Genomic DNA, 16,373 nt, shown 5'->3' on the forward strand with positions numbered 1-16,373 from the left:
GCTCACGGGATCACCTCGGCTGTGAGGAGTGGTCAGTAGTCACCGCACTGGCGTTCGGATTGGCCGGAGCCGCTGGCGACGTCGTTGCAGCCGGCACTGCCGGTGTCGCTGACGTTGCTGGTGCTGTCGGCGCAGCCGGAACGGCGGGCGCGGTAATATCGGGAATGATCTGTGCCGGGTCGCTCACCTGAACGGCATCGCTCTCGGCATTTTCTTTTTCAATTGCCGCTTCGGTGTCATGGTTCAACACCAGCAGGCTAATGCGACGGTTTACTGCATCGTCACCACCGCGGTTTTTCAGCTTCATGGTGTCAGCCATGCCCACCACGCGTAGCATTTTGCTGCCATCAAGACCGCCCATCATCAACTCACGACGTGAGGCGTTGGCACGATCCGCCGAAAGCTCCCAGTTGCTGTAGCCGCGATCGCCGTTGGCATACTGGATGTCATCGGTATGACCCGCCAGACTGATTTTGTTGGGGATCGCATTGAGCAGTGGAGCGATGGCGCGCAGGATATCGCGCATATAAGGCTCCACCTCGGCGCTGCCGGTCTTAAACATCGGGCGGTTCTGGCTATCGATAATCTGGATGCGCAGCCCTTCTTCCACCATGTTGATAATCAGATGCGGGCGTAGCGCCTTCAGACGTGGATCGGCCTCGATCAGCTGATCGAGCTTTTCGCGCAGGCGATTCAGGCGAATATCATCCAGCTGGCGCTTCTGTGCATCCATATCCACGGCTTTCTTCACTTCACCTTGCTTCTTCGTCGGGTCATCCCCGCCGCCAGGAATTGGGCTGTCGCTATCACTGCTCCGCTGACCACCGGTTAACGCCACTTTAAGCGGCGTTCTGAAGTATTCTGCAATTTGTATCAGCTGCTGCGGGTTGGCGATCGAGAGCAGCCACATCACCATAAAGAACGCCATCATCGCCGTCATAAAGTCGGCATAAGCAATCTTCCATGAACCATGACCTCCCTCATGCCTTTTATGTTTGCGCCGTTTAACCAGCACAATGGGGCGATTGCCATGCTTCATGAGGCTTCATCCGAGGTTTGTTTAGCCGGGTTTTTAGCATTACGGACGTGTTCTTCCAGTTCCTGGAACGACGGACGTTCGGTGGAATACAGGGTCTTACGACCAAACTCCACCGCGATCTGCGGCGCATAACCATTGAGGCTGGAAAGCAACGTCACCTTAATGCACTGCATCATCTTGGTGGATTCAGCACATTTCTGGCGTAACACGGATGCCAGCGGCGAAATGAAACCGTAAGCCAGCAGGATCCCGAGGAAGGTTCCCACCATGGCATGCGCCACCAGCGCGCCCAGTTCTGCTGCCGGACGATCCGCCGACGCCAGTGCGTGCACCACGCCCATTACCGCCGCGACGATACCAAACGCGGGTAAACCATCACCGACCGCGGATAAACTTTGCGCTGGCACTTCACACTCGTGCTCGTAGGTTTCAATTTCTTCATCCATCAACGCTTCGATTTCGAATGCGTTCATATTTCCGCTGACCATTAAACGCAAATAATCGGTAATAAAATCCACTAACTGTTTATCGGCCAGAATGCGCGGATAGTTAGCGAAAATTTCACTCTGGCTGGGATCTTCAATATCGCGCTCCAGCGACAACATCCCCTGCTGTCGTGATTTCGCCATCAGGCGATAGAGCAATGCCATTAAATCCATGTAAACGGCTTTGTTATATTTCGAGCCGCGCATTAACAAGGGCAATGCTTTTAAGGTCTTTTTAATTGCCTTGCCATTGTTACCGACCAAAAAAGCACCAATCGCGGCACCACCTATTATCAGCAGCTCAGACGGCTGATAAAGCGCCCCCAGATGGCCACCGACCAACATGTAGCCGCCTAACACGGACCCGAGGACTACGATATAACCCAGAATAATCAGCACAAAAAAATCCTTACGTCCGTAACGTGTTGGTGGAAGTTAAGCCAGAGAGCCGCAGGTGTTATTCGCAAACGCAGAGCAAAAAAAAAGCAGCGGATTAACCGCTGCTGGATGGCTTCCACGATGCGAACAAACTTAAACGGCGTGTTTAACCTGTTCATCCAGCAGTTGTGGAAAGGTATCGGCAGATTCGACAGAAAGTTTACGTCTTTTTACGGCGCGTGATGGCGGCTGGCACAGGCTGCAAACAAAGCTGCCGACCGGCTGATGCGCGTGGTTGATAAAGCTGCCGTTACAGCATTTGCAGTCGGAGAGTTCCAGCATGCCACTTTCAACGAAACGCACCAGCGTCCAGGCGCGCGTCAGCGCCAGCAGCGGGCCTTCGTCTGATTGTGGGCACTGCTCAAGATAGAGTCGATACGCTTTAATTACGGCTTCCACACCGGTGCTCAAACCTGTTTTCAGCAGGAACTGCCAGGCGTTACAGAACATCGAAGCGTGGATATTTTGTTCCCAGGTCATGAACCAGTCAGTGGAGAATGGCAACATACCTTTCGGCGGCGGGCTACCGCGCAATTCTTTATACAACTTAATCAGGCGACCGCGGCTGAGCTGCGTTTCACTTTCCAGCATTTGCAGTCGCGCGCCCAGCGTAATCAGCTCCATCGCCAGCTGAATGTCACGCGCTTCCTGAACAATACTTTTTTCGCTCATTATACCGCCCTCTTTTTCGTGCCAACGTCGTCTTTCGACGCGTTACGCAGTAAACGGCTGGATAATAAAATACCGGTGTGGATTTGCTGTAAATCATCCACGCGGGATTCCTGAGTCAGGCGATTAATAATGTTGTGGTCAGTAAAGCGGAACTGGCAAACCAGTTGATTGGTTTCCGCTAATTTTACCATCTCAGGTAAAGTTAATTGTGCCAATGCATCTGCCATCGATTCATCGATGCCCAGACGAAACATTGCTGAAGCTTTTTCCTGGTTAATTAAACGCTGCGCAAGCAGTAAATATGACAGATTGATGTCATATATATGTTTTAGTAATTCTGATGTACCCATTTTTTCCATCCTGATAGACACGACATATATACGGCCATAGAAAATATTTCTCTATGGTTCGGATTGCTGGTTGGTAAATCTAAAGATGGCAAAAAATATTCAGGCATAAGCCAAACGTGTACTGAACTGTTTCACTTCCCACCGGGACACTGATCAGTAGTAGTCATAACTCCAGGCCAATCTTTTCTTGAGTTCTAACCATCTTCCGTGACGTCTGCTTACAGTTTTTTAAGACTAATCTGAAAACAAGGCAAATCTATATCGTCTGATTTCGACATACAACGTGATAAGTGTGAAATTTTAGATAAAGTGTGATCTACGTCACACTTTTAAGGCAAATTTTTTCTTCAACCCTTCAGCATTGCTTTTCTGTTGCTCATTTATTGAGCAGATCTGCTTTATTTCGCTAATATTTCATTGTCGATTCGCTTACAAATAGCTATGCGGCATAATGTCAATATAAAGCGATCTTTTATCTGTATCGTTGCGATTAGGTCGCTACAATTCTCTTAACTGGTAAGAATACCCAGCATAAAACTCCAAAATTCATTGGGATTATTCGCTGACAAATTAATCACTTACGGGGAATATTGCGAAAAGGCACTAACAGCAAGGTGCTAGCATTATGTGAAGAGTCGGCGCGGTGCGGCAACTTATCGTTAACGGTTCGTAGGGAGTGTTTAGTGAACGGCAGTGGATGTAACAATGCGTTACATTAGAGATATGAATGAATCGCTGCGCTTACGCATTGACGTAACCAAACTATCGGCACATTACGCTCAGGCTTTAGGGTTGCATCGAAAAAAAAGCCGTATTCTGCCCCTGATCGTTTACTTTTTCGCCAGAGGTGCGCAAATCTCCTGTCTGGCAGGGTTTTTACTGGTTAAAGAAATAACGTCGATTGCGTCGGGTGACAGTGAGCAGGATAAGCGTGTGGAAACGCTGTGCAGTGGATCCCTGCACGGCAGGAAAAACGCGCGATAAATCGCGCCGCTACAAATACCGTAACGGCGCAACACCCGGCATTACGCCAGCTTCGGGAAGGTCGCGACTTTATGCGCAGTACTGTGATCGGCACTGCGCTGTGGCAGCGAGTTCAAATCGCGCAGGAAGCTCTCACGCCAGTGTGAGATATCATGCTGGCGTAATACCGTCATCATGTCGTTATAGCGTGAAATACGCTCGGTACGCGGCATGGACAGTGCCCGGTCCAGTGCTGCCGCCACTTCGTCGCGATCGTAAGGATTGACGATCAACGCTGAGGTCATTTCATTGGCCGCACCGGCAAAACGCGACAGAATCAGCACCCCCGGATCATCCGGGTCCTGCGCGGCCACGTACTCCTTGGCCACCAGATTCATTCCATCGCGCAACGGCGTGATTAACCCGACATCAGTCAGCCGGAAAATCTTCATCAGCAGACGGCGGTCGAAGTGCTGATTAAGGTAATACAGCGGCGTCCAGCCCAGGGTGCCATATTTGCCGTTGATGCGGCCAGCTTCCGTCTCCAGTTGATGACGAATATCCTGGTACGCCTGCACTTCGCCACGCGAAGTGGGCGCAATCTGCGAATAACGGATTTTGCCGCGATGCTGGGGATAGTGCTCCAGCAACGCCTCATAAGCGAGGAAACGTTCCGGTAAGCCTTTAGAGTAATCCAGACGCTCACAGGCAATGATGTTTTGCACATCCCCCAGTTCACGCTTCATGGCCGCCATTTTCGGTGGCAGCGCACCTTCCGCCATCTCTTTAATACTGTCCGGTTCGATACCAATCGGATACACCTCAGTCATAAAGGTGTTGCCGAACGCGCGATGTTTCTTCTCGCCTTTATTCTGCAACTGCGTCAGCTGACTCAGGCTATCGAGGAAGGCCACGCGATCGGATTCTGTCTGGAAACCCAGCAAATCGTAGTCGCACATCATTTCCAGCAGCGCTTTATGTGGCGGCAGCGCGTTGAAAATCTCTGGCGTCGGAAATGGGATATGCAGAAAGAATCCGATGCGATTATTAATGCCCTGTTTGCGCAACTCGGCGGCAAATGGCAACAGGTGATAATCGTGAATCCATAAAATATCATCCTCCTGTAACAACGGTTTCAGACGATCGGCCAGCAGCGTATTGACGCGGCAGTAACCCTCCCAGGCTTCGCGCTGAAATTGCACCAAATCGAGGCGATAGTGAAAGGCAGGCCAGATAACGGTATTGGAAAACTGGCAATAATAGAGATCATAATCGTTTTGATTCAGCGGCAGGGCAGCGTAGGTAATGCCGTCATACTCGCTGACGCTGACCTCCTCCTCCTCTTCGCCAGAAATCTCACTGATTTCGCCGTTCCAGCCAAACCACAATCCCCCAGTGGTTTTCAGTGCATCCAGCAAACCGACGGCGAGACCACCCGCACTGGCTTTTGTCCCATCAGGAATGGCGATACGGTTAGATACGACCACTAAGCGACTCATAACCCAGACTCCTTACCGACGTTGTCATGCTTTGATTGTAATAGTAATTGCTCAAGCCAGCTCCACACCGCATTTACGCTACTGAGGCGATAGCGCGCATGGCTTGTACCCTCTCCGACCTTGACAGAAATTCCCCCCAGCGCATTAACGGCCAGAAATCCCTTCTCATCTGTCAGATCGTCACCCACAAATACCGGAATACGTCCGGTAAAAGGCGCTTCCCGCATAAAGTCGCGAATGGCCGCGCCTTTATCGATTCCCTGCGGTTTCAGTTCCACCACGCATTTTCCCGGCTGGAGCGCCAGCTCCGGAAAACGTGCCACCACCTCTTCAGCCAGACTGATGACGGCCTGTTCATACTCCATCGCCCGACGATAATGCAGCGCAAACGCCATGCCTTTGACTTCCAGCTGCGTGCCGGGCCATTGATCCATGGTCTCCTGCAATTCCCGTTGCAGCGTTTGCGCAATATCGGCGGGCAGTGACTGGCAATGCATCCTGCCGCTGGCATCACGCCGTTCCGCACCATGCACACCCGCTGCCGGGACTTCCAGTGGCGCAACCAGCGCATCCAGTTGCGCAACGGGACGACCAGACACCAGCGCCAGTGCGCCATGGTTCAGATTGGTGAGTTGTTGCAGATGCTGGCGCACCGATGCGGGAATCGAAACCGACTCGGGCTGAGGCTGAATCGCCGCCAGCGTGCCGTCGACATCAAAAAAGAAGGCATATAACCCGCCGCTTAGCGACGGCAGGGTGCTGTTCTCATGTACCGCAGGGGTCACGTCACTCCTCCTGTATCAATGGCTGATAGCAATATCGATGTTCGGAGGCAGGTTGGGTGTGATCCGCCAGGGTCAGTGATAAGTCACAAACGGCGGGGAGGGTTTTCCGGCAGGACGGTATTTCGATGGGTAACGCTCCACAAACAAACAAGTTTATTAGCAACACAGCAACCAGACTAAGAACATCGTCAGAGTTAAGTGTAGACGGCAATGGGGATTTTGTCAGACGAGCTTTCCGCCGCAACTAAATTCACTGGTGGAACAACCGGCTAACGATTTAGGGTGAGTACCGGCTTGATCCCGACTCACAATTAATTACACTGTATATAACAACAGTATTTTTGAGTGTCTATTATGAAGTTTCTCTCTCCTGCCCTCACCGCCAAAGTCCTACACCTGCCGCTGTTTCTGGATGCGGTACCCTGTGGCTTCCCTTCCCCGGCTGCGGATTATGTTGAGCGCAAACTGGATATGAATGAATATCTGGTCGCGCATCCTAACGCCACCTATTTTGTCCGGGTGGAAGGGGATTCGATGCGTGATGCCAATATCAGCGAAGGGGATTTGCTGGTGGTTGATAGCGCGCTGGACGCAAAACATGGCGACATTGTGGTGGCTGCGCTCAACGGTGAATTTACGGTTAAACGGTTACAACGCGTGCCGCGCGTGCAGTTACTGCCGATGAACCCGCGCTACGCGCCGATTATCCCTGGCGAAGAAGAGCAGCTGGAGATATTTGGCGTGGTGACTTTTATCATTTATGCCGCACGTTGAATGTAACGCCCGGTGCAGCGACGCAATTTAGTGTTACGCAATAAATTGCGTCGCTGCAGAAAACGCATTGTTAACCAGCCATTTCCCGTTTAAATACCGCCAACGTATGCGCTTTTACCCGGACGAACTCCGGGTGGCTCATCATCTCAGCAGTGCGCGGACGGGGTAGCTCAAACGGGACAATTTCGGCAACACGCGTCGGACGGCGCGTCAGCAGCAGGATCTCATCCGCCAGAAACACCGCGTCTTCCAGATCATGCGAGACAATCAGCATTGTCACGCCAGTTGCCAGTTGGACCTGTTGCAGTTTATCGCGGATAAACAGCGTCATCTCAAAATCCAGCGCCGAGAATGGTTCATCCAGAAACATCACTTCTGGTCTGGTTGCCAGCGCACGCATGATGCATACCGTTTGCTGTTGCCCACCGGAAAGTTCATAGGGATAACGCTGCAAATCGAAGCGAATATCAAACATCTCCGCCAACTCTGCCACGCGCTGTTTCACCGCCGCCGCTTTCATCCCCTGCCGTTTTAACGGATAGGCGATGTTCTGCCAGGCGCTTAACCAGGGAAAAAGCGCATCACGGTAGTTCTGAAACACATAACCAATATTGGTCTCGGCCAGGGTTTTACCGTCGAACAAAATTTGCCCGCGATCGACCGGAATCAATCCGGCAATCATGTTCATCAGCGTCGATTTACCACAGCCATTGGGGCCGAATATCGAAACAATCTTCCCCCGCGGTAAATCGAGGTTGAGATCCTGATACAACGGTTGTCCGGCAAAACTTTTATCGAGTCCACGAATCGTCACATGGGTATTAGGCTGAGGATAATCGGGTTTGTTCATGCTTTGCCACTCCAGTGCACACAGCGTTTTTCAATCAACAGAAAACCCAGATTCAGCAGATAACCAAATGCACCGGTGATCAGAATCGATGCGTACATATCTTTAATATTGAATAACTGCTGCGCATCAATAATGCGATGCCCCAGTCCGGTTTCCGAACCAATAAACATCTCGGCGACGATGACGATCACCAGCGCCATCGAAACACCGGTCCGTAACCCGACAAAGGTTTGCGGCAGGCTTTCCATCAGCATGATGTCTTTAAACACATGCCAGCGTGAAACGCCCATCACCTGCGCCGCCATAATGCGCGTCTTCTTTGCGTTCATTACCCCGTAGGCGCTGTTAAACAGAATCACCAGTACCGCCGCAAAAGCGGCAATGGCGATTTTGTTGGTATCGGTAATGCCAAAGATCAGCATAAACAGCGGGATCAGCGCCGAAGAAGGGGTTGAGCGGAAGAAATCCACCAGAAACTCGACACTACGATACAGTCGCTCGCTACTGCCCAGCATCACCCCCAGAGGGACGCCGAGCACTGCGGCGACAATAAATGCCATCAACGTGCGGTAGAGCGTATCCCCGATGTCCCGATTCATGCTGCCATCAGCCAGCGCGCTAAACAGATAGCCCAGGGTTTCGCCGGGTGAAGGCAGCAATACCGGGTTAAGCCATTTGGCGCTAACCGCCGTCTGCCACAGCAGAAATAACAGCAACGGACCGATCAACGGCAGCAATCTGCGACGCCATATCTGCATCATTGCACTTCTCCTTATGCCCGATAGATCAGGGATTCCACTTGCAGCGGCTTGCTGAAAATTTTCCGTTCAGTGAACACGTCATAAAATTTCTGGAACCATTGCAGGTTGCTGCCGGTTAACTGGTCATACATCACGAATCCCGGCAACGGCACCTCTTTCACCAGCGCGGCCTCAATCCCGGTGTAACCTGCCACATACTGGCGCGCCTCATCCGGTTGTTGCTGGATAAATTTGACCGCGGCACCATAGGCATCAATCACCTGCTTCGCCCGCGCCGGATCGGCCTTGATAAAGCTGCTGGTGAGTGCCGCCGCGCCACCAAACCACGGCGCGCTGGCATCGCCCAGCACATATTTTGCAATCACCCCGGTTTCCAGCACTTTCCCCATGCCCTTCATGCGCGCGACGGTGCCGGTCGGCTCCAGCGTATACACGCCATCAATTTGTCCGGCGGCTAACGAAGGCGCATGCTGCCCCACCGGCAGCTCAATCACTTTGGTATCGGTGAAGCCATTTTTTTCCAGGATGATCTTCGCCATGGTGACGTTCTGAATGCCCGGACCGCTGGCGATACGCTTACCTTTCAGATCGCTGATGGATTTTGCGGTGCTGTTGACGGGTACCAGAAACTCGTCCAGCACCATTTTTTCATTGGAGGGGTTAGAACAGATGATTTTGAACAGGTCCGGGCTGGTAATGGCTCCCAGGCCGAGCGCGCCGGTGGCCGTGCCATTAGCGCAACCATGGATCCGCCCGGTGATCATCGCTTCCACCACCTGCTGCGGGCTGGCAAATTTCACCGCACGCACATTGACGCCAGCCTGCTTAAACAACCCTTTCTCAATACCGGCATATAACGGCAGACCACCCACAATCGGCCAGTAGCCAATCAGGATTTCGTCATCTGCCGCCTGAGCGGATGGGCTGCCCAGCATGCCGCTGAGCGCGACGCCACCCAATGCCAGCATGGAATATTTCATCATCTGGCGACGCTGAGCGTTAATCTTCTCTTTATCATTGTTGTGCAAGGTGTATTCCCCCAGGTCATTGGCCGGTATGCGGCCTTGTATACAAGCCTGAGGAAATGAATGCAGAAGTTGTGCCAGTTTAATCAGGACGCGTCATGCGCTGCCTGTGCGTCCGTTTATCCGTGCCAGAGAAAAGTCATGGTGCACCAGACGCACCATATCCGGACAAGCCTGCATGCGCGGGTGATTATCGATGCCCCAGAAAATACATCATGATGACAACCGCAAACAGCAGCAGGTTGACGCCCCCCAGCCCTGCCAGCAGCCATTTAATGCTGTTCAGCATCTGACCTGAGCGCTGATGATGTGTGGCATGCTGTTGCTGTAAATCTGTTAACTGCGCAGCCAGCTGCTGCTCCAGCCGGGTCTGGTGTTCTGTCGAGGTCAGCAGGTGAGCAATAATACGTTTACCCTGCTCCCTGAAGCCGTTCTCCAGTCGCTGTTCGTATTCCTCCCTGGCGATGGCCTGCTCCTCTTGATATTCCTGTTGCGCATCCGCCAGGGTGCTGATGGAAAGTTTGATCTCCCGTTTTAACGATTTTAATGACTCGCCAGCCTGATACGAGACGTTATCATTAATGGTTTCAATAACCGCTTTCTGTTGCGCCAGCTCACGTGTCAGCAAGGTCAGAAACAGTTCCTGCACCAATTCATCCAGCATCCGCTCGTCATTATCCTGCGCAATAACCGGGTCATGTTCCACAGACATGCACTACTCTCCTAATGCTCTGACATATTCGTAGTCTTTCTTTAACGCACGGGCAGCAAGTACCCAGGCCAGTCGCTCAGCCTGACCAATATCCGTACGCATAATGTGTTGTTCGATCAGGGTGGCCCGTTCATTTTTTGCCACCCTAATCAGTTCCTGAAAGCGACGACTCTCGCCAATCAGCTGCTGATAATGATCCTCGTCACGCGTATGGCTGTGCGTTAATTCCTGTTGCTGCGCAATGATGCGCGCCAGTTTATTGGCCACCGCCGTCAGGAGCTTGTCTCGCCGGGTGGCGTGGCGTTGTAAACGTTGCTGGCGACGGCGATGTTCATTGATATGTCTCTCCAGCTCACTACGCTGGAAATTAGCGGCCAATGTGGTGATCAGTTTCAGGTGTTGTTTGATCGCGTTGATCGTTTCCTGATAGTCATGCTTATAGTTGCTGGCAAAGAGATAATTATCCGCATGATAGCCATGCAGCTTTTGCTCAATCGCTGTGAAGGCATGGTGGTTAATCTGTTGCGCAGCGAAATGGGCAGGCAGGCACTTTAACGCCGGATGAAGTGCCATCTCTTCTCTTGCCTCAGCAATCATTTTCAGTAAGGCACTGACCTTTCTTGCTCCCATCGGCGGCACAGCGATAGATTGATGCGCGCTGCGCGCCTGTCTTTTATTTAGTCGTTCGCGTAGCCGCTGCAATCTGTCCAGGCGTGTCTGGCTCTTTGCCAGATAGGGGGCATATTCAGCCAGAGCGCGCGACAGCTGCTGTTGTTTACGCTGGTAATATTCCCGTTCTTTGTCCAGCGTGCTGTGCAGCTCCGAGTACTGCTGTTGCAACCTGTCCCGGTGGCGGATAATTAATTCAGGTAACGCGTATCCCGTACGTAAACGAGAAAGCGGATGGACCGCCTGCAGCATATTATGGCGCAGGTCGGTTAATATCTGCTCGCGCAACCGCTGGCAATAGTCACCATAATCGTCACCCCCCTCAATCAGGGTTTGCCAGGAGTGACCACATTCGAGCGGATAAATGTGTTCGCGCATTTCCGCCGGGAGTTGCAATTCCAGCGTATTGATTTGCTCAAACAAATAAGCCTGCAGCCAGCATTTATCGGGGGAAACACGGCGCAACATTTCCCGGATGGAACTGTTGCTAAAAGTCCGGGTTAACACAATTTTGTAGCGATGTGGCTGCCAGAACCAGTCAGCCAGTAGGTCATTGCCCAACTCCTCGGGTTTCAGAAAGCCTAAATAATCCGCCTTGCCGGTCAGCAGGATCACATCCGCCGAACGAATAAACTGGCTGGCAAGCTGAGACACATATTCCCTTTCATTGTCATCCGCAGCCTGAATACCCGGCAGGTCGCGGATTAACAAGCCATGTTGCCGCTGCTGCGGATGGAAGAAATGTTGCGGAATAAATACGTCAATACTGTCGAAGTCGCGTCTGCCCGCCTGAACCTCTTCACGCAGGCTGGCGAAAATATCTGCCGCCCCGCCATCCGACCAGGCGGTTGTTCCCTGGTCTTTGTGGCTAAAATACCAGGCATCATCCCGTGATATCCGGTAACGGTAAGTTCGCGCCGTTGACGCTTTACCTAATGTCTGCCCACCACGCAGCAGCTGGTTAAGCTCTTTAAAACATTCATCCCTGACGCCCAGTAAGGTCAGAATCAGGGATGTTTTTCCCACCTGCGTCGGACCATAGACAATCACCGATATCTGGCGGGAGATGTCTGCATGAGGCTGGATTAACCGCTCGGCATCAACCTGACGCAGCAGGTTGATGTAGCTATTTTCCGCCCAACGATAGCGCTCACGGCAAATATCACGCCAGATATTGTTTGATACTGGCTTCATACTGCCGGGCTTCCTTCTGTACCGTCGTGAGTCCCTGAATAGCTAACCAGAGATAGCTTTTCTGCGTGAGGACATCCTGCACACCAAATAAACGGTTGAGGTTGATTTCAATCAGCTGACGCAGATCGCCCATCGTGTCCTGATAACGCTCGATGATGACGTTTTCATTATATTGCGCCAGTTCCTTCATCATCCGTTCAATATACCAGGCCTGGGCTTTATCACTCTCACTCACCACGCCCGCCACCTGATACAACGCAAAAACCGCCGCGCCGACCAGCATCGCTTTGCCTGCTATCGCGACAGGCGTAAATACGCCGCTATCCTCATTCTGCGGTGTGCCCACTTCACCATCCAGTGTGCCGTCCGCTGCGTCGGCACCGATAAACGCCATCAGCGCGGTCTTCACCGGGTGGATGCTACTCTGAGCGCTAAAAATCGCGTCGAGAATTTGCTGTGGCCGCAACGCGCTGGTTAGCTCTGACGCTGCGGGCATCGCCTGGTTTATTGCCACCCAACCGCGTGCATATTCCATCGTCATGGCAGGCAGCACTTTTAATAGCGTGGAAAGCTGGTCTAACTGCGGCGGCGCATCCCTTGTTGCAGCCGATCCCAGCAGATGACGCAAAGGGGCCAGCGAGGACGAATTATCCTCCTCAGCCACCGACAAATATCCCATTGTCGCCGCGGGCGAAGCCAACCGTTGAGGTGACAGCGTCTCCTGAGAAAGACCGTAATGCCTTAACTCACGGCGGTTGAGCGTTTCCAGAGCGACCATATTGTGATCGGCCAGAGACTGCTGCTCAAAGCGGGCTTGCCAGGCGTCCAGTACCCGATTTTTGCGTTCACGATCAATCTCCGCTCCCTGCAATATCAGACGACGACCGAGTCCTTTTAAATTATTGGTCAGCCCTTCTTCTTCTTCCTGATAACGACGCTGGCAATAATCAGTGGCTTGTTGCCGATGCCCGTCCGTTTCTCTTTTGATAGCTTTACGCAGCTGCTGTTCATAGCGCTCGGCTGCTTTATCGAACGCTTCAAGAATAGCAACGGTACGCTCCTCACCACTGTCCTGCTCCGCGTACAGCAGATTCAGGTTATCAATAATATCCGCAACATCGTCATTGACCAGGGCCATCAAACGTTCGATCGCGGCCGCTTCGGAAGCGGCGCTATTATGGATACCTTGAGCAAATGCAGCGCGGAGTTCGCCTGTCCACTGCGCTTTATTATCGACGCCGGCAGCGACCACCGGTGATGAGGCCGCATGAAACAGTGCGGCGGCACTCGCTTTTACCTCGGCCTTCTCCGCATCGTTCAGGCTTTCTGTTTTGGTCACGACGATCACCGGAGAACGATCGGCGAACACACTGCGCAGATCGTTCACCAGCAGGCTTTGGTTCGTATTTGCCATTAACGTCGGATCAGTGACCAGCAACACGCCTCTGGCGTTGACCATGACATGCCGCATCATGCCCTGCCAGCGATGATTCTGGCTGTTGCTGATCTCGTAACCGGGCAGCAGTGCCCAGACCATCTCTTCATCAATAAAACTGTCTGACTTATTAATGATTAATTTCGGATAGAGGATTTTTCCCCCTTCTATCTCCTGATTCACCATTTGCGACCAGTCACGCAGCATCTGTTTCAGCTCATCGCCACTGCGCGGCTGGCTGTCAAAAATTTCACCGGTTTTGTGGTGCGCACAGACATAAATAAATTGCGGATAATCACCCTGCACATCGTGCCGCTGCTCAATAAATAACGGTATCTGCTCGCCCCGCCCCGGATTCGCCTCAAGCCAGCTATCGTCAATGCCCAGCAGGCTTTTTGCCAGGGTGGTTTTACCCGCGCCCTGCGTACCGGCAATCGCATAGATAGGTTGTTGATGCAGCATCAGCGTCAGCTCAACCTGACGCAACACGTTTAAAATTTTATGGGTATTTTCGCTGCGCTCATTGCATTCAATTGAGACGCGCAACGCAGTACGTAAGGCTTTTGTGAGGTTTTCTAATGTATGGGTGATGAGTGACATATCTGGCGCGGTGTCCTTGTTCGCAGAGGGATGGCGAGCAGAAAAAGGGTGAAATTCAGGAAATGCTCTTATGAGCATCGACCTGAGGCGGAAAATCTTTAATGAAAGATAACGCGGATTTCTCGCGGATACGGCAACTAAATTCTCCACAACTTCAAAGCCTTTGCGTTTATCTCCTGCTCACCCCTTGATTGCGAAATGCAATTGAAAAATACTGTATATAAACACAGTTAACATGAAATTCATTATGTACGCACTTGTCGATGTCAACTCTTTCTACGCCTCATGCGAAACCGTGTTCCGCCCGGACCTGCGCGGCAAGCCGATTGTGGTGCTGTCCAACAATGACGGCTGCATCATCTCGCTGAGTAAAGAGGCCAAAAAACTCGGTATCAAAATGGGTGCGCCCTACTTTAAGCAGCGTGAAGAATTAATGCGCCATCAGGTGGTGGTGTTCTCCTCCAACTATGCGTTGTATGGCGATATGTCGGCACGTGTGATGGAGACGCTGGAGTTGATTACACCACGCGTTGATGTCTATTCAATTGATGAAGCCTTTGTCGATCTCACTGGCGTCGATAACTGCATCTCACTGGAAGCGTTTGGTCGGCAGATGCGCGATCGTCTGTATAAAGAGACGCATCTGCGGGTCGGCGTAGGTATTGCACCGACCAAAACTCTCGCCAAGCTGGCGAACTGGGCTGCCAAACGCTGGATCAAAGCGGAGAGCGTGATGGACCTTTCCGCCCCGGTGCGTCAGCGCAAGCTGATGGGGATGGTGCCGGTGGATGAAGTGTGGGGCGTCGGTCGCCGCCTGGCGAAAAAGCTCAACCTGATGGGAATTGAAAAAGCCCTGCAACTGGCGGATACCCCGACTGCATTGATCCGCAAGCAATTTGGCGTGGTGCTGGAGCGCACGGTACGCGAACTGCGCGGCGAACCCTGTCTGGCGTTTGAGGAGGTGATCCCCAATCGGCAAAACATCCTCTGCTCGCGCTCGTTTGGCGACCGGGTGACCGATTACGGCGATATGCGTGAAGCCATCTGCAACTATGCCGCACGTGCGGCAGAGAAATTACGCAGCGAACGGCAATATTGCCGCCATATCGGTACGTTTATCCGCACCAGCCCGCACGATCCCCATCATCCGTACTATGCCAATTCAGCCAGCACCGCACTGGTCACGCCGACCCAGGATAGCCGTGACATTATCCATGCCGCATTGAGCTGTCTGGATAAAATCTGGATGCCCGGCAAACGCTATCTGAAAGGTGGTGTGATGCTGGGGGATTTTTTCAGTGACGGTGTGGCGCAGTTTGATCTGTTCGCCGACTACCAGCCACGACGCAATAGCGAACAGTTAATGCAGCTGATCGACAGTCTGAATGCCCACCAGCGCGGCGCATTGTGGTTCGCCGGTCAGGGAATGCAGAAAACCTGGTCGATGAAACGAGAAATGCTGTCACCCGCCTATACCACGCGGTTTTCTGATGTGCCGGTGGTGCGTTAACCTGCGCGGCTACGATGTCGGCCAGCTCACTACATTAAACCCCTCTTCCGGCTGCGGGGCGACAAAGTAGCTGTTGATCAGCGCGAACTGCGCATCGGTGGCAGCGAAATCATGTTCACCAGTCGCATTGCGTGCATGCAGCCGCGTTTTGCACAGTTCATCCGGCACATCGAGAAAATGCAGCTGATGCGCAGCCTCGGCGGTCTGGATCACCGTTTTCATCCACTGCCGGTTTTGCAGCGTATTGGCGGGAAAATCCAGCACCACCGATACCCCACAGCGCAGCAGCGAGATCAGGTGTGGCGTCATGGCGTTACGCAGTTTCGCGGCACAGCGGACATAATCTGTCACCTCACGCATTTCATCGGCAAACAGATGCGCCAGCCAGGCATCTTCACTGATGATCACCGCACCCGTTTCCTGAGCCAGCCGATGTGCCAGCGTCGATTTTCCGGCAGCAACTTTGCCGCACAGCAGATGTAAAGTGGCGGGGGATTGTGTTAACGCGCGCGCAGACGCCATAAAGCAGCTCCTTTTAAGATGACGGCTTACCATGCCTGCAATTGACGCGCAGGTAAAGCCCTGTCCAGGGTTCGCTACACTTAAAACATC

General features: G+C 52.5%; 16 protein-coding genes. 3 read left to right on the forward strand and 13 right to left on the reverse strand.

Annotated elements, in window-relative coordinates:
• Window positions 1-10: 10 nt before the first annotated feature.
• From motB to flhD, 4 genes are all read right to left on the reverse strand, one after another.
• Window positions 11-1,039 carry a flagellar motor protein MotB gene (motB, locus tag RCF31_RS04780; RefSeq protein ID WP_416412663.1) on the reverse strand — a complete coding sequence of 343 codons (1,029 nt, stop codon included), beginning with the start codon at window positions 1,037-1,039 and terminating at the stop codon, window positions 11-13.
• Window positions 1,036-1,923, reverse strand: a complete 888-nt coding sequence (gene motA / locus RCF31_RS04785; RefSeq protein ID WP_208714734.1) for a flagellar motor stator protein MotA — start codon at window positions 1,921-1,923, stop codon at window positions 1,036-1,038. The genes motB and motA overlap by 4 nt, the downstream gene beginning before the upstream one ends.
• 132 nt (window positions 1,924-2,055) lie before the next feature.
• The gene (gene flhC / locus RCF31_RS04790) at window positions 2,056-2,634 is read right to left on the reverse strand and encodes a flagellar transcriptional regulator FlhC (RefSeq protein ID WP_084873997.1); all 579 of its coding nucleotides are present in this window, start codon (window positions 2,632-2,634) and stop codon (window positions 2,056-2,058) included.
• Complete coding sequence (gene flhD / locus RCF31_RS04795) at window positions 2,634-2,984, reverse strand: flagellar transcriptional regulator FlhD (RefSeq protein WP_084873996.1); 351 nt, start codon at window positions 2,982-2,984, stop codon at window positions 2,634-2,636. Before flhD ends, flhC begins: the two co-directional genes overlap by 1 nt.
• Before the next feature lie 705 nt (window positions 2,985-3,689).
• Between flhD and RCF31_RS04800 the strand changes: the two genes are divergently transcribed.
• Window positions 3,690-3,968, forward strand: coding sequence for a hypothetical protein (locus tag RCF31_RS04800; RefSeq protein ID WP_416412664.1), 279 nt, complete (start codon window positions 3,690-3,692; stop codon window positions 3,966-3,968).
• Between the two features lie 41 nt (window positions 3,969-4,009).
• Here RCF31_RS04800 and otsA read toward each other — a convergent pair whose 3' ends face one another.
• Together otsA and otsB are read right to left on the reverse strand one after the other, a co-directional pair.
• Window positions 4,010-5,446, reverse strand: a complete 1,437-nt coding sequence (gene otsA / locus RCF31_RS04805; protein ID WP_416412665.1) for an alpha,alpha-trehalose-phosphate synthase — start codon at window positions 5,444-5,446, stop codon at window positions 4,010-4,012.
• Complete coding sequence (gene otsB, locus RCF31_RS04810; RefSeq protein WP_416412666.1) at window positions 5,443-6,231, reverse strand: trehalose-phosphatase; 789 nt, start codon at window positions 6,229-6,231, stop codon at window positions 5,443-5,445. The genes otsA and otsB overlap by 4 nt, the downstream gene beginning before the upstream one ends.
• A 354-nt stretch (window positions 6,232-6,585) precedes the next feature.
• Here otsB and umuD point away from each other — a divergent pair, with 354 nt between their 5' ends.
• Window positions 6,586-7,005, forward strand: a complete 420-nt coding sequence (gene umuD, locus RCF31_RS04815) for a translesion error-prone DNA polymerase V autoproteolytic subunit (RefSeq protein ID WP_299452298.1) — start codon at window positions 6,586-6,588, stop codon at window positions 7,003-7,005.
• A gap of 70 nt (window positions 7,006-7,075) precedes the next feature.
• Here the strand turns inward: umuD and RCF31_RS04820 are convergent, their stop codons facing one another.
• The 6 genes from RCF31_RS04820 to RCF31_RS04845 form a co-directional block, all read right to left on the reverse strand.
• Window positions 7,076-7,855 (reverse strand): ABC transporter ATP-binding protein, encoded by a 780-nt coding sequence (locus tag RCF31_RS04820; RefSeq protein WP_416412667.1) that lies wholly within the window; start codon window positions 7,853-7,855, stop codon window positions 7,076-7,078.
• Window positions 7,852-8,616 carry an ABC transporter permease gene (locus RCF31_RS04825; protein ID WP_208714729.1) on the reverse strand — a complete coding sequence of 255 codons (765 nt, stop codon included), beginning with the start codon at window positions 8,614-8,616 and terminating at the stop codon, window positions 7,852-7,854. Before RCF31_RS04825 ends, RCF31_RS04820 begins: the two co-directional genes overlap by 4 nt.
• A gap of 11 nt (window positions 8,617-8,627) precedes the next feature.
• On the reverse strand, window positions 8,628-9,599 hold the full coding sequence (locus RCF31_RS04830) for an ABC transporter substrate-binding protein (RefSeq protein WP_415860472.1): 972 nt from the start codon (window positions 9,597-9,599) through the stop codon (window positions 8,628-8,630).
• Between the two features lie 232 nt (window positions 9,600-9,831).
• On the reverse strand, window positions 9,832-10,353 hold the full coding sequence (locus tag RCF31_RS04835; RefSeq protein WP_416412668.1) for a hypothetical protein: 522 nt from the start codon (window positions 10,351-10,353) through the stop codon (window positions 9,832-9,834).
• Between the two features lie 3 nt (window positions 10,354-10,356).
• Entirely contained in the window at window positions 10,357-12,216 is a 1,860-nt protein-coding gene (locus RCF31_RS04840; protein WP_416412669.1) for a hypothetical protein, read from the reverse strand.
• Window positions 12,185-14,251 carry a hypothetical protein gene (locus RCF31_RS04845; RefSeq protein WP_416412670.1) on the reverse strand — a complete coding sequence of 689 codons (2,067 nt, stop codon included), beginning with the start codon at window positions 14,249-14,251 and terminating at the stop codon, window positions 12,185-12,187. Before RCF31_RS04845 ends, RCF31_RS04840 begins: the two co-directional genes overlap by 32 nt.
• 247 nt (window positions 14,252-14,498) lie before the next feature.
• Here RCF31_RS04845 and umuC point away from each other — a divergent pair, with 247 nt between their 5' ends.
• On the forward strand, window positions 14,499-15,761 hold the full coding sequence (umuC, locus tag RCF31_RS04850) for a translesion error-prone DNA polymerase V subunit UmuC (RefSeq protein WP_416412671.1): 1,263 nt from the start codon (window positions 14,499-14,501) through the stop codon (window positions 15,759-15,761).
• A gap of 9 nt (window positions 15,762-15,770) precedes the next feature.
• Here the strand turns inward: umuC and RCF31_RS04855 are convergent, their stop codons facing one another.
• Complete coding sequence (locus RCF31_RS04855; RefSeq protein ID WP_416412672.1) at window positions 15,771-16,283, reverse strand: AAA family ATPase; 513 nt, start codon at window positions 16,281-16,283, stop codon at window positions 15,771-15,773.
• Between the last annotated feature and the right edge of the window lie 90 nt (window positions 16,284-16,373).

Source organism: Pantoea sp. App145 (genome assembly GCF_047947045.1).
In the GTDB taxonomy this organism is placed as follows: domain Bacteria; phylum Pseudomonadota; class Gammaproteobacteria; order Enterobacterales; family Enterobacteriaceae; genus Pantoea.

Bases quoted from the DNA above. Each gene is read 5' to 3' on its own strand.
- flhC (WP_084873997.1), bottom strand. From the start codon at position 2,634: ATGAGCGAAAAAAGTATTGTTCAGGAAGCGCGTGACATTCAGCTGGCG.
- umuC (WP_416412671.1), top strand. From the start codon at position 14,499: ATGTACGCACTTGTCGATGTCAACTCTTTCTACGCCTCATGCGAAACC.
- RCF31_RS04840 (WP_416412669.1), bottom strand. From the start codon at position 12,216: ATGAAGCCAGTATCAAACAATATCTGGCGTGATATTTGCCGTGAGCGC.
- RCF31_RS04820 (WP_416412667.1), bottom strand. From the start codon at position 7,855: ATGAACAAACCCGATTATCCTCAGCCTAATACCCATGTGACGATTCGT.
- umuD (WP_299452298.1), top strand. From the start codon at position 6,586: ATGAAGTTTCTCTCTCCTGCCCTCACCGCCAAAGTCCTACACCTGCCG.
- motB (WP_416412663.1), bottom strand. From the start codon at position 1,039: ATGAAGCATGGCAATCGCCCCATTGTGCTGGTTAAACGGCGCAAACAT.
- RCF31_RS04825 (WP_208714729.1), bottom strand. From the start codon at position 8,616: ATGATGCAGATATGGCGTCGCAGATTGCTGCCGTTGATCGGTCCGTTG.
- RCF31_RS04830 (WP_415860472.1), bottom strand. From the start codon at position 9,599: ATGATGAAATATTCCATGCTGGCATTGGGTGGCGTCGCGCTCAGCGGC.
- RCF31_RS04800 (WP_416412664.1), top strand. From the start codon at position 3,690: ATGCGTTACATTAGAGATATGAATGAATCGCTGCGCTTACGCATTGAC.
- flhD (WP_084873996.1), bottom strand. From the start codon at position 2,984: ATGGGTACATCAGAATTACTAAAACATATATATGACATCAATCTGTCA.
- otsA (WP_416412665.1), bottom strand. From the start codon at position 5,446: ATGAGTCGCTTAGTGGTCGTATCTAACCGTATCGCCATTCCTGATGGG.
- RCF31_RS04835 (WP_416412668.1), bottom strand. From the start codon at position 10,353: ATGTCTGTGGAACATGACCCGGTTATTGCGCAGGATAATGACGAGCGG.
- RCF31_RS04855 (WP_416412672.1), bottom strand. From the start codon at position 16,283: ATGGCGTCTGCGCGCGCGTTAACACAATCCCCCGCCACTTTACATCTG.
- RCF31_RS04845 (WP_416412670.1), bottom strand. From the start codon at position 14,251: ATGTCACTCATCACCCATACATTAGAAAACCTCACAAAAGCCTTACGT.